Source organism: Enterobacter sp. FB (assembly GCF_000805795.1).
Classification (GTDB): domain Bacteria; phylum Pseudomonadota; class Gammaproteobacteria; order Enterobacterales; family Enterobacteriaceae; genus Enterobacter; species Enterobacter roggenkampii.
On record NZ_JSZC01000004.1, the window covers coordinates 125,933 to 137,416 of the forward strand.

12 protein-coding genes are annotated in these 11,484 nt (G+C 55.3%); 4 read left to right on the forward strand and 8 right to left on the reverse strand.

Annotated features, from left to right (window positions below; all coding sequences use genetic code 11):
- The first annotated feature begins 30 nt into the window (after positions 1-30).
- Positions 31-933, forward strand: a complete 903-nt coding sequence (locus tag PI91_RS01470) for a LysR family transcriptional regulator (RefSeq protein ID WP_023324104.1) — start codon at positions 31-33, stop codon at positions 931-933.
- On the opposite strand, the gene PI91_RS01475 is transcribed toward PI91_RS01470, so the two are convergent.
- Positions 920-1,399: a carboxymuconolactone decarboxylase family protein gene (locus PI91_RS01475; protein WP_008501331.1), complete on the reverse strand. Its 480-nt coding sequence runs from the start codon at positions 1,397-1,399 to the stop codon at positions 920-922. The two genes, PI91_RS01470 and PI91_RS01475, sit on opposite strands and share 14 nt — an antisense overlap.
- A 101-nt stretch (positions 1,400-1,500) precedes the next feature.
- Here PI91_RS01475 and PI91_RS01480 point away from each other — a divergent pair, with 101 nt between their 5' ends.
- Together PI91_RS01480 and PI91_RS01485 are read left to right on the forward strand one after the other, a co-directional pair.
- Positions 1,501-2,889 (forward strand): PLP-dependent aminotransferase family protein, encoded by a 1,389-nt coding sequence (locus PI91_RS01480; RefSeq protein WP_039265303.1) that lies wholly within the window; start codon positions 1,501-1,503, stop codon positions 2,887-2,889.
- Between the two features lie 80 nt (positions 2,890-2,969).
- Positions 2,970-3,224, forward strand: coding sequence for a DUF4282 domain-containing protein (locus tag PI91_RS01485; protein WP_039265304.1), 255 nt, complete (start codon positions 2,970-2,972; stop codon positions 3,222-3,224).
- A 95-nt stretch (positions 3,225-3,319) separates the two neighbouring features.
- Here the strand turns inward: PI91_RS01485 and PI91_RS01490 are convergent, their stop codons facing one another.
- Positions 3,320-3,481, reverse strand: a complete 162-nt coding sequence (locus PI91_RS01490; protein ID WP_032675878.1) for a DUF1127 domain-containing protein — start codon at positions 3,479-3,481, stop codon at positions 3,320-3,322.
- 176 nt (positions 3,482-3,657) lie between these two features.
- Between PI91_RS01490 and PI91_RS01495 the strand changes: the two genes are divergently transcribed.
- The gene (locus tag PI91_RS01495; protein ID WP_039265306.1) at positions 3,658-5,076 is read left to right on the forward strand and encodes a PLP-dependent aminotransferase family protein; all 1,419 of its coding nucleotides are present in this window, start codon (positions 3,658-3,660) and stop codon (positions 5,074-5,076) included.
- Between the two features lie 94 nt (positions 5,077-5,170).
- Here the strand turns inward: PI91_RS01495 and PI91_RS01500 are convergent, their stop codons facing one another.
- The 6 genes from PI91_RS01500 to PI91_RS01525 all read right to left on the reverse strand — a co-directional run bounded on the left by PI91_RS01500 (position 5,171) and on the right by PI91_RS01525 (position 11,428).
- Positions 5,171-5,839, reverse strand: coding sequence for an OmpA family protein (locus PI91_RS01500; protein ID WP_039265307.1), 669 nt, complete (start codon positions 5,837-5,839; stop codon positions 5,171-5,173).
- An 8-nt stretch (positions 5,840-5,847) separates the two neighbouring features.
- The gene (locus PI91_RS01505; protein WP_008501336.1) at positions 5,848-7,386 is read right to left on the reverse strand and encodes a hypothetical protein; all 1,539 of its coding nucleotides are present in this window, start codon (positions 7,384-7,386) and stop codon (positions 5,848-5,850) included.
- The gene (locus tag PI91_RS01510; protein ID WP_039265308.1) at positions 7,383-8,636 is read right to left on the reverse strand and encodes a hypothetical protein; all 1,254 of its coding nucleotides are present in this window, start codon (positions 8,634-8,636) and stop codon (positions 7,383-7,385) included. Before PI91_RS01510 ends, PI91_RS01505 begins: the two co-directional genes overlap by 4 nt.
- Positions 8,637-8,646: 10 nt before the next feature.
- Positions 8,647-9,576, reverse strand: a complete 930-nt coding sequence (locus tag PI91_RS01515) for an ATP-binding protein (protein WP_008501338.1) — start codon at positions 9,574-9,576, stop codon at positions 8,647-8,649.
- Positions 9,577-9,806: 230 nt separating this feature from the next.
- Positions 9,807-10,691 carry a hypothetical protein gene (locus PI91_RS01520; RefSeq protein WP_008501339.1) on the reverse strand — a complete coding sequence of 295 codons (885 nt, stop codon included), beginning with the start codon at positions 10,689-10,691 and terminating at the stop codon, positions 9,807-9,809.
- A complete protein-coding gene (locus PI91_RS01525) occupies positions 10,691-11,428 on the reverse strand; it encodes a DUF3944 domain-containing protein (protein WP_008501340.1) in 738 nt (245 codons plus the stop codon). Before PI91_RS01525 ends, PI91_RS01520 begins: the two co-directional genes overlap by 1 nt.
- Between the last annotated feature and the right edge of the window lie 56 nt (positions 11,429-11,484).

The window sequence follows — 11,484 nt, forward strand, 5'->3', positions numbered from 1 at the left end:
CAAGGGTTGTTTCGATTTTCAGGATAATCTATGCATCGTTCAGGTCTGACAGAGCTGGAAGTGGTGATGGCGGTGGTGCGGCGCGGCAGCTTTCGCGGTGCGGCGCAGGAGCTGGGGATGTCCGCCACGGCGGTCAGCAACGCCATCGCCGGGCTGGAGAGCCGCCTTGAGACGCGACTTTTCAACCGCACCACCCGCAGCGTGGCGCTCACCGACGCCGGGCAGCGCTACGTGGCGCGTATCGGCCCGGCGCTGCAGGAGATCCGTCTCGCCGGGGAAGAGATCCACAGCGACACCGGGGAACCCGCCGGCACGCTGCGCCTCAACGTGCCGAACCATATCGGCACGCTGTTTCTGGACCAGCTGCTGATCGACTTCATGATCCGCTACCCGAAAATGCGCGTGGAAACGGTGAGCGAAGCGAGGATGATCGACATCGTCGCCGAGGGCTATGACGCGGGGATCCGTCTCGAAGAGTCCGTCCCGCAGGACATGATCGCCGTGCCGCTGACCGGTGAGATCCGCCAGCTCGTCACCGCCACGCCGGACTATTTCGCCCGTCACGGCATACCCGAGACGCCGGACGATCTGCTTTCACATCAGGGGATCGGCATGCGTATGGCCCACGGCGGGATCTACCGCTGGGAGCTGGCCCGTCGGGGTGAAACGTACGCGCTTGCCGTGCCGCCGCGCTTTGCGACGTCCGATCTTTTTGCCTCGATCCGCGCCGTAAAAGCGGGGTTAGGGGTGGGATTTTTACCGGAACTCTATATTCAGGACGAGCTGAAAAGCGGGGAGCTGGTGAGCGTCTTAAACGACTGGGCGCAGCCGTTTGCCGGGCTGCGCCTGTACTACCCAGGCCATCGCCACGTCCCGCCGGGGTTGCGGGCGCTGGTGGCGATGATCCGCGAGCGCGGGATTATTCCAGGTTAGCCTTATTCAGCCCGTACGCCGCGTCCAGCGAGCCCGGCGCCATGCGGGAGGTGATCCCCAGGCGGTTCCAGGCGTTGATCGCCACGATGGCGAAGTTCAGCTCTGAAATCTCCACATCGGAGAAGTGCTCCGCCACGCTGCGGTAGAGCGCATCGCTCACGCCGTGAACGCCAATCTGGGTAAGCGCTTCGGTGAAGGCCAGCGCCGCTTTCTCGCGGGCGCTGAACAGCGGGGACTCGCGCCAGGCCGCCAGATGGTACAGGCGCAGCTCGCGCTCCCCGGCGATTTTGGCCTCTTTAGAGTGCATATCCAGACAGAACGTACAGCCGTTCAACTGCGACACGCGAATGTCGATCAGGTGCTTCAGCGCCGGGTCGATGGAGGTTTTTGCCACCTCCATGCTCAGGGCAGACAGCGCGTTGGCGAGGGCAGGTGTAGCTTTATGGTGGTTAACGCGAGTGCTCATGGTCTTTCCTCTTTTTGTGCGGCATGTGTCATGCGATGAGGCAAATCTACGCCGTTCATGACATAGTAAAAAGACACAAAAATCGTGAAACGAGGTAGGACATGAAGCCGGGCTATCACGAGATTTATTCCCGCTATCGCGACAACATTATGCGCGGCGTGCTGAAGCCGGGCGACAGGGTACCTGCCATCCGCGTGCTGGCGGAAGAGCTGAAGGTGGCGCGTAAAACCGTCGAAACGGCGTATGCCATTCTGACGGGTGAAGGGTATCTGGTGAGCCAGGGGGCGCGCGGCACGCGGGTTAACCCGGACCTCCTGCTGCCGGACAAGCATGCCCCGGCGGAGCAGCCCACCGGTACGCTTCCGGCCTCGCTCATCAGCCAGCGCGAGCGGGCGGGGTTTCTGCGCCCCGGCATCCCCGCCCTCGACAGCTTCCCGTATAAAAAGTGGCTGCTGCTGGCGGGCCAGGCGACGCGGGCCATGCGTCAGGAGGAGATGCTCAACCCGCCGGTGCTGGGCTGGTATCCGCTGCGCCAGGCCATCGCCAGCTACCTCAACATCTCGCGCGGCTTGTCCTGCACCGCTGAACAGGTGTTGATCACCAGCGGCTACAGCGGCAGCCTGAGGCTGATCCTCGATACCCTCGCCAGCCGCAGCGACAAGGTGGTGTTTGAGGATCCGGGTTATTTTATGGGCCAGCAGCTGCTGAAGCGGATCGTGCCGCGCCTGCACACGGTGCCGGTCGATCGCGGCGGCATCGACACGGACTACCTGCTCCGCCACCATCGCGACGCCCGTTTTGCCATCGTCACCCCGTCGCACCAGAGTCCGCTGGCGGTCACGCTCTCGCTGCCGCGTAAACAGCAGCTGCTCGACTGGGCCAGCCAGAACGAGGCGTGGATTATCGAAGACGATTACGACGGAGAGTTTCACTACACCCGCAAGGTGCTGCCGTCGCTGAAAAGCCTCGACCAGCACGACCGGGTGATTTTTATGGGCTCCTTCAGTAAAACCATTATGCCGTCGCTGCGCATGGGCTACGTGGTGATGCCCGCCAGCACCGTCGGGGCCTTTACCGACTGCGCGGACATCACCACCAGCGGCCAGCCGGTGCTGACGCAAAAGATCCTCACCGCGTTTCTCAACGAAGGGCATTTTTTCCGTCACCTGAAAAAGATGCGCGCGCTGTATCAGACCCGCCGCGACTGGATGGTTGCCGCCCTGCAGGAGGTATATGGCGATCTGTTTTTCACCGAGCAAAACGACGGCGGGATGCATATCGTGGCGTTCCTGACCAAAGGAAGCCGTGACCGGGAAATCGCGCGCTGCTGGCAGGAACAGCAGCTGCAGGTCAATGCGCTCTCGGAGTGGTATCGCGGGTCGGGCAAACGCTACGGGCTGGTGATGGGCTATAACAACGTGCGGACGTATCAGGAGGCGGTGGAGCTGCTGGAAAGGCCGAAGCGGCAGACGCTGGAGATATTACTCTGAATTCAGATATCTGCCCAATTAGCACCAATTTAAAATATCGATATAATCTGATGGCTTTTTACATTTCTAAGGAAAAGAAAATGAAATCAATTTTGGGATTTGATTATTTATTAACACCACGCGTGCTGGTCTTATTTTACTGGATCGCCATGCTGCTTATTTTTGCAGGCGGTGTGTATACCATGTTCAGCGACCATCTCATCACTGGCTTTATCGGTACGGTATGCAGCCTGGTCGGATGCCGCGTGATGTTCGAACTGATTATGGTTGCGTTCAAGAACAACGAATATTTGCGCCGTATCGCTGAAAACACGTCCGTAAAATCTGCCGAATAATCCGCTTGTTATATGCCGGGTGGCGGCTTCGCCTTACCCGGCCTACTCGATCCCGTAGGCCCGGTAAGCGTAGCGCCACCGGGCGATGATAAGGCTCACACATCATATCGCGATAACCCAACGTCCTTGAGTTGCTCGTCGCTCATCTGGCTCAGGATGCGGCGGGTGCGGTTGATGCGATACCAGCTACGCAGCGTTTTTGCGATCCAGACAAACACAATAAACGGACGTTTTGAACGATTCTCGTAGAATTCCATGATGCTCTCCTCACTGTGTCAGTGGGGTTATCATCCCGGAAATCCACCCGTGCAATACAGATGCAAAAACAACTTTTGTTTAACATACAGATCCGCTAAAACAGTATCTGCATGGCAATTTTCGCAGCAATCTGTACTGGTTTTATAATCTGTATGGTGAAAACAAAGGATACAGCATGACACGCTACCAACATCTGGCCAACCTTCTGGCTGAACGCATTGAGCAAGGGCTGTATCGCAGCGGCGAACGTCTGCCGTCGGTGCGCGCGCTGAGCCAGGAGCACGGCGTGAGCATCAGCACCATACAGCAGGCCTACCAGATCCTCGAAAACCTTCAGCTGATCACCCCCCAGCCGCGCTCCGGCTATTTTGTCTCGAAACGCAAAGCCCAGCCGCCCGTCCCGGCGATGACGCGCCCGGTGCAGCGCCCGGTGGACGTTACCCAGTGGGATGAGGTGATGATGCTGCTGGACGCCCGCGCCGACAAAGAGATGATCTCCTTTGGCGGCGGTTCGCCGGACATTAACCAGCCGAGCCTGAAGCCCCTGTGGCGCGAGATGAGCCGCATCGCGCAGCATAACCCCGGCGAGATGCTGAGCTATGACGTGCTCGACGGGCGGCTGGAGCTGCGCGAGCAGATCGCCCGCCTGATGCTGGACGGCGGCTCCACCGTCTCGGCAAGCGACATTGTGATCACCAACGGCTGCCACGGCGCGCTGTCGATCGCCCTGCTGTCGGTATGCAAACCGGGGGATATCGTGGCGGTGGAATCGCCGTCGTTTCACGGCACCATGCAGATGCTGCGCGGGTTTGACATCAAGGCGATTGAAATTCCCACCGACTCTGAAACCGGGATCAGCATCGAAGCGCTAGAGCTGGCAATGGAGCAGTGGCCGATCAAGGCGGTGATCCTGGTGCCCAACTGCAATAACCCGCTCGGGTTTATCATGCCGGAGGCGCGGAAAAAGCAGGTGCTGGCCCTCGCCCAGCGGCACGATATCGTGATTGTCGAGGATGATATTTACGGCGAGCTGGCGGCGGAGTACCCGCGCCCGCGCACCATTCATTCCATGGATATCGACGGCCGCGTGATCCTCTGCAGCTCGTTTACCAAAACCGTGGCGCCGGGCCTGCGCGTCGGCTGGATTGTGCCGGGACGCTACTACGACCGGGTGATGCACATGAAATACGCCGCGGGCGGGTTTAACGTGCCGGGCACGCAGATGGCGGTGGCGGCGTTTATCCGCGACGGCCATTACCATCGCCACGTGCGCCGCATGCGCCAGATTTATCAGCAGAATATGGAAACCTACACCTGCTGGGTGCGGCAGTATTTTCCGGCAGAGATTTGCGTCACGCGCCCGCAGGGCAGCTTCCTGCTGTGGGTTGAGCTGCCGGAGACGGTCGATATGGTGTGCGTCAGCAAGCAGCTGTGCCGGCTGAAAATCCAGGCCGCGGCCGGGTCGCTGTTTTCCGCCTCCGGGAAGTACCGCAACTGCCTGCGGATCAACGTGGCGCTGCCGCCAACGGAGAAACATCGCGAGGCGTTGAGGAAGATGGGTGAAGCGATTGTGATTGCGATGGAGGAGGGCTAGTGCGGCCTGATGCCCTCACCCCAGTCCTCTCCAACGGTTCAGTAAGTCCCTATAGCGGGCTGGTTTAGATGCCATTACTCAACCAGCCGCTGAGTTACAGAGCGTTGCCCTGCTCCTGACGTGACGGCGCGTGCGTCAGGAACTGCACCTCAACGCGGCGATTACGCTCATCGCTGGGTGAAATCCCTTTTAGCGGCTGAGAGTCGCCAAAACCGGCCACAATCACACGATGCGATTGCTGATCGTTGAGGTTCGCAATTAACAATTTACGTGCTTCACGGGCTCTGGCAGCCGAGAGCGTGTAGTTATCGTCATACACGGTACAGAACCTGGTGTAATCGACCACAGGGTTATTCACGCTGATGTTATCCGTATGCCCCTCAACAAAAACCTGAGTGTTCGTCGAACCGCTCACGAACGCCTGAATCCGTGGTGCCAGACGAGCAAGTGCATCTCTTGCCTGATCGGTGATACAGGCACTACCGCGGGCGAAGATTTTATCCCGCAGCGTAATTTTTCCGCTGGCTATATCAAACCCCACCAGCGCAGCATCTCCCTGATCCACCATCTCCTGCTGCATGCTGTGCATCATGGCATTCAGTTTCTGTTGAGCGGCTGCCTGGCCGCTGTTTTTCTCCTGCTCGCGTTTTACGTCAGCCACTTTGTTTTGCAGTACCGATAACACCAGCATCAGCATCACCACGGCCATGACCCCTGCCATTAGATCGGAAATAGAAATCCACTCATTCGGTTTATCTTTCATCGGCAATATCAGACCTCAACACGTTCGGCGACAAGCTGTTGAGCCGGGAGCAACTTATCGATGCGGGTGCACAATGCAGACACCTGAGTGGTGATCTGCTTAACGGTTTCCGGCAATGCACCAAGCTGATCGAAGGCCTCGTTAAAGCGCGTGATGTAGTGCTCCATCTTACGGTTGCCTTCGGAAACGGCGGCCAGACCGAGAGCGATCTCCTTCGTGACGCGCTGAATATAGTTTGTCATAGAGGTGACTTGTTCATTCAGCGTCAGGCTGGTTTCGGAGAATTCATCCATCGCCTGACGTTGAATTTTCGCCGCGGCTTCGGTTCTCTCTTTCACCGTGGTCATGGTTGAATCGATCTGCGAAGACATGTTGTTAACCGACTCGCTGATCTGCGAAGTGGCGGATTCCAGCTGGTTGGCCATCTGCGTCATGTTGCCGCGGAAAGACGCATCCATGCTGGCGATAGCACCGTTAAGGGAGGTTTCTATCTGGCCCATTGTCGTACTGAGCTGATGAGTAGACTCCGCCAGCTTATCGCTCATCTGCTGCACGTTGCGAGTGAAGTCGGCATTCATCTCATTCACTACCTGCGACAGCTCTTGCTTAATGCCGGTCATGACCTCACTAAGTTCGGCACCCAGCGCGGTAACCACTTTTTCCAGGCTCATCGCCGAGCCAGAGACTTGCTGCGAAGCATCACTCATAGTAGTCGCCGCCTGCTGCAGTGCTACCAGGTTCTCTTCACTTTTACGGGTGTAAGTTTCCAGCAGATTGCGCGACTGATTATTAATATCTGCGATCTCTTTTAACGCCGCCAGATGGTATTGATGACGCTGCGCTTCCTGCTCTTCACTGCGTTTTGCCTGCTGACTGAACTCCTCGCGCAACGCGACAGTTTGCAGCGCCATCGCCTCCACCAGACGCTCGGTAGCCGCGTTACGTCCAGCTTCACGCTGCTGCTGCCTGGAAGCATTTTCCTCCGCCTGCAGGGCATATTCTTCGGTCAGGGAGTGCTGCAGTTTGGCCATACACCAGTTGAGACGGCGCTCTTCATAGCCATTTTTCGACTCCCAGATTTTGAGGGCGATAAAGGCAATAATCCCCCAGGTTGAGGTTTTGAATTTCGTGCCCAGGCCCTGCATCATCTCCATCAGGTCGCGCATGGAGGAGTCCATTGCACCAATGCTGTTTCCCGCGTTATGCAAAATGCCGGAAGCTTTATCGAGCGCCAGCCCCAGCCCAAGAAAGGTTCCCAACAGACCAAGGATCAACAGCATACCCGGCATAATGGCGGCTATTTTCTCAGCTTTGGTCGCCAGTGATTGGCTCAGCTCAGCGGCCGATCCCATTTCTGCACTCACCCCCGGCTGAGCAGCCTGTAATCCACTTTGCTCCCAGGCATGCTGCCAGCGCGCTTCCTGCGCATTGCGCCTGACGGAGAGCCAGGTGTAGATTACTGCCAGCAGCATTACGCCGAAAAAGCCCATCTGCAGCGCATCAAAGCCTGGGATCAAAAAGTGGCCAATTTCAGTCAGCAGATTCATGCAACCACCTCGACGAGCAGACCCGCTTCAGTACGTTTCTGGCAATCGGCAGCAAAGATGTTGGCGAAATCGGTAATTAAGCTCTGTTCCTGCTGGGAAAGAGAAGACCAGGCGCGATCGTTTTGCGAGCAGTCGATCAGCAGTGCACCCACAATCGCCCCCTGATCGAGCAGATACGCTTTGCCTTCCGCAATCAGCTGCTGTTCTTCTTTTTCGAGCATCTGCAGAAAGCCTTCCGCCGCGTTGACGTAGCTATGGCGCGCCAGTAGATCGTCGCCTAGTTGTTCCAGATCGGCCGTATCACGCGGCAGGGTGATTTTAAGATCGTTCAGCACGCCCACTTCAGCCGGTTCAAGTTCTTCGTATTTTAGCGCGCGCACCAGACGGTTATGCAGCAAACGATCTTTCGAAAGCGCGCTGTTTTTCTTCTCCCACTCCTCTTCCAGAAGCTGACGGCTTTTCTCCCATGCAATAATCATCTCTTCGAAGACAAACGGGATAATCGGCTTGCCGAATAGTCTCTGAGTGAGGTTATCCAGACGCAGAGTATCGGCATCGCTAAACTCTGCCTCCTGCTGGATCAGCGCGTTCGCGGCATAAACCATAAAGTGCATATCCGCATCGACATCACTGATGGACTTCACGGCCTGCATACGGGTTTCATAGAAGGCGAGCAGCTTTTGCACTGCACGCAGGCGCAGGAAATACTCGAAGTCCTGCAGCGTATCTCGCTTCACGGCGATATCCACTTCTGCTTTTGCGATAAGATAGCTGTTCACCAGTGCGAAAGCCGACACAGCCTCTTTCTCCTCACCACTCAACTCACCTCCCGCTTCAGCCATAGCCTGAGCATGATGGCGAGCCTCTTCAAGCTCCTGCTCCTCCATTTGTTTCTGGTGGGCGTTTTTACACCAGTTAATGACCCACTCCAGGGCTTTCTGCAGCTTTTTTACCAGCGGCTGTTTATCAAGCTTTTCCAGCCATGCCAGCGCGCGATCCAGCCCTGCTAGCGCGCTCTTTACCCATGGCAATGTGATAAAACCGCCTAGCATCTGAAGAATTTTACGTCCCGTGCCGATATGCGGCTTAATGCGTTGCCACATCTGGCTGACTTTACCAACAAAGCCTTCCGCTTTTTCTGCCATGAAACCGATCGCTTTTCCGGCAATTTCTTTTGCTTTGCTGACGACGGATGAAGCGACATCTCGTACGTACGAGACTGCAGAGCAAATACGACTCCATAAACCCATGATTCAACCCTTAGCTCAAACCGAGCATTTTTTTTGCTGTGTTAATGTGTGGTGGAACGAAAGAGGCCGCGTTCGATATCGCGTCGTAAGCATCACGAATTTGCGCAAGTGCACTTTCAAGATGCTTAAGCGTAAGTTTTTGTTCTGATTCCAGTACGGCTTTAGGTAGCGCCAGGCGCATGGCATTGCGGATATCTCGGCCAGAGAGCCCTTCGGAGAGAGACACGGCGCTTTCCAGCATCGTTTCCCGTGCATCGGCAAGCGGAATAGCGCGCACGAGCAATTTTTCCCAGATGCGAAAACGCTCCTGGCTGCCGGGTAACGTAAAACCAACATGGTGAGAGATACGGCTGAGGAATGCGCTGTCGTAGTTTTTGACGAAGTTGGTAGCAAAGATGACGATACCGGTATGCTTTTCCAGCTCAATCAATAAGGTGGAACGCATCGCGTTTACTTCATTATCAATGCCCTGAGTAACAGATGAGAGACGTTTACCCAAAAGGGTGTCTGCTTCATCAAAGAACAACACGGCCTCTTCCTCCGTGGCCTGACGGAAAAGAGCAGCGATATTTTTCGCGGTTTCACCCATAAATTTGCTTTCGAGATCGGCAATACTGACAACCATAATCTTGCGCTTAAGCGAACCTGCCAGCGCCTCTGCCGTCAGGGTTTTGCCGGTTCCTGGTGGGCCAAAAAAATTCAGCACGATCCCGTTCCCCATAGGGTCGACCGCTGCGAATTCCCATTCCACGTAAATTTTATGGAAGTGGTCAATTTTGGCTCTGGCTTCATCAAGCTGGGCAATGACCTGCGTCGTCAGCGCCACATCGTTTTCTAGCGTAAAACGGGGAATAACCGCTGATGCAAACGCCTTATTTTCTTCACCGGCTGCTTTCTCCAGGCCCTGCGTAAATTGCGGTCGAATTCGTCCCAGAGACATGTATTACCTCATTATGGGCTGTAGGAAATTTGAATTAAGTTGCTGGTGCAATATTGGTTAACGGCAGGAGCGTCGAAAACTCCAATGATATTTCCTACCGTTTCGAGCAGACCTACCAATATTGGTCAGTGAAGAGAAAATAGAGGATGGGACTGACAAAATGTGTCAGAAAAAAATATGCTTCAAGAAATAAGAAGAATACCTGGAAAAAGTTCCAGGCATCATCATGATTACGCTTTAAGAGGAAGGGGGGCGATGGAAACCAGCTCCTGGAGCAGTAGCGCGTTATCTTCCGATTTAAATAACAGACGCAAATCTTCCTGCTTACGGGTAAAGGCAAGCGACTGTGGCTCAACGCGACCGCTGATGCTCTCCTTAACTTTGCTATTACACCACTGGCGATAATGTTCCAGCGTGGCAGCATAGCGGCGTGAGTTTTCGCGCATCAGGTGCTCTGCCAGCCTGAATTTTCCGTAGCGATCGCAAAGTTGGCTCTCAATGTAGATCGCTTTTGGCACCAGATCGAGCATGAGAGTAATGAAATCCAGAACCTGTTCTAAATGCCTGTCGCTGAGTTTATCGGCAAAGGAGAGCAAGTTATCAATAAACGAGAGAACCTCGTTGCGTTCATTGCCCATTCGGACAATGAGGTGTGCCGCAACGTCATGCGTCTCATCCACCAGCGTGCGATCCAGCAACATAACGCGAGCAGACTCCACGACGCCAAAGTAGCGAGACAGTTTATCCATGTAGAAAATAACATTCTGCGCGTGCACATCTTCGGAGATCAGATCCATGCTCTGCTGCAGTTGATCAATTTTTTTCGACAAATACATGGTTTGTACCACCATTGCCCCCACGATGATCCCCGTGGAGACGCCGACTGCAGCCAGCTGAACGGTCTGTGCCATTTGTATAAGTTGTTTGATGTCGCCAATCGAGGCCGTTTCCAGCACCACCTCTTTTAGCGGAAGGTGTTGAGCGATCCCGCTTTTACCGGACATGGCGTGCCAGTACGCTACCCCATCACGAATAATGACGTGCCCGGTTTCCAGCGCGCTTTGAACCTCTTTGTACACATTCACCCAGTCGATAGTAAGCAACGTTTCCTTCATCAAAAGAAATCTCCACCTTTGTTTAGCATTTGCTGGCGCATGGCAGCAATTTGCACCACGGCAGGCAGCGTAACGCGAAACGCCGGGCCGCTGATGGCCGGGATAGTCAGTAACGCCGTAATGGCCATGCCGATCGGACCGGCAAAAATCCCAATCGCGCGTACCAGTCCCGCATTGGCGGCCAGCGCCAACCCCCTGCCCAGCACCGCTTTCGCTACGGCATTCGCTACGATCATCGCCACCTGGTAGGACATAAATCCGCCCATACGGATTGCGGTGATGATTGCCGTCAGTGCCGCACCACTAGCAAGATTCCCGTCAATTTTGAGTTCGCGACGGATGTTGCGGCGCTCTTCCTCATTCATTTTATCCCAGGAGTCAGTGAATAATTTTGCGAGAAGGGCCTGCTCAATATCGACAGTATCCGCAGAGAAATCGGTTTTAACGGAGAGTTTCTTGCATACGTCCGTCAGGATTTCTTTATAAAGCACGCCGTTACCACGGAAGAGGTTAACAAAGGTATCGCCACCGAAATGTTGTAGCTCCGCCCCGATGAGTTGCCAAACCTGCTTATAGTTTTTACCTGCATCCTGAAATGCTTTCTCACCCGTTAAGGACTCAGTGTAACGCGTCGACCCGTCTTTATCCGTGGTGAGATAGTTAACCAATACTTCCAGCATCTCGTTGTCTGAGTAGCGAAGTAGCTCCAGGTCTTGATCTGTTCTGTATTTTCCCATTATCTCTTACCAGCCGAAGGCTATTTTCAGTTTTAATTGCGTAATTATTAAGGGTG

Excerpts from the sequence above, each read along its gene's own strand:
- PI91_RS01470 (WP_023324104.1), top strand. The coding sequence starts at position 31 with ATGCATCGTTCAGGTCTGACAGAGCTGGAAGTGGTGATGGCGGTGGTG.
- PI91_RS01475 (WP_008501331.1), bottom strand. The coding sequence starts at position 1,399 with ATGAGCACTCGCGTTAACCACCATAAAGCTACACCTGCCCTCGCCAAC.
- PI91_RS01480 (WP_039265303.1), top strand. The coding sequence starts at position 1,501 with ATGAAGCCGGGCTATCACGAGATTTATTCCCGCTATCGCGACAACATT.
- PI91_RS01485 (WP_039265304.1), top strand. The coding sequence starts at position 2,970 with ATGAAATCAATTTTGGGATTTGATTATTTATTAACACCACGCGTGCTG.
- PI91_RS01490 (WP_032675878.1), bottom strand. The coding sequence starts at position 3,481 with ATGGAATTCTACGAGAATCGTTCAAAACGTCCGTTTATTGTGTTTGTC.
- PI91_RS01495 (WP_039265306.1), top strand. The coding sequence starts at position 3,658 with ATGACACGCTACCAACATCTGGCCAACCTTCTGGCTGAACGCATTGAG.
- PI91_RS01500 (WP_039265307.1), bottom strand. The coding sequence starts at position 5,839 with ATGAAAGATAAACCGAATGAGTGGATTTCTATTTCCGATCTAATGGCA.
- PI91_RS01505 (WP_008501336.1), bottom strand. The coding sequence starts at position 7,386 with ATGAATCTGCTGACTGAAATTGGCCACTTTTTGATCCCAGGCTTTGAT.
- PI91_RS01510 (WP_039265308.1), bottom strand. The coding sequence starts at position 8,636 with ATGGGTTTATGGAGTCGTATTTGCTCTGCAGTCTCGTACGTACGAGAT.
- PI91_RS01515 (WP_008501338.1), bottom strand. The coding sequence starts at position 9,576 with ATGTCTCTGGGACGAATTCGACCGCAATTTACGCAGGGCCTGGAGAAA.
- PI91_RS01520 (WP_008501339.1), bottom strand. The coding sequence starts at position 10,691 with ATGAAGGAAACGTTGCTTACTATCGACTGGGTGAATGTGTACAAAGAG.
- PI91_RS01525 (WP_008501340.1), bottom strand. The coding sequence starts at position 11,428 with ATGGGAAAATACAGAACAGATCAAGACCTGGAGCTACTTCGCTACTCA.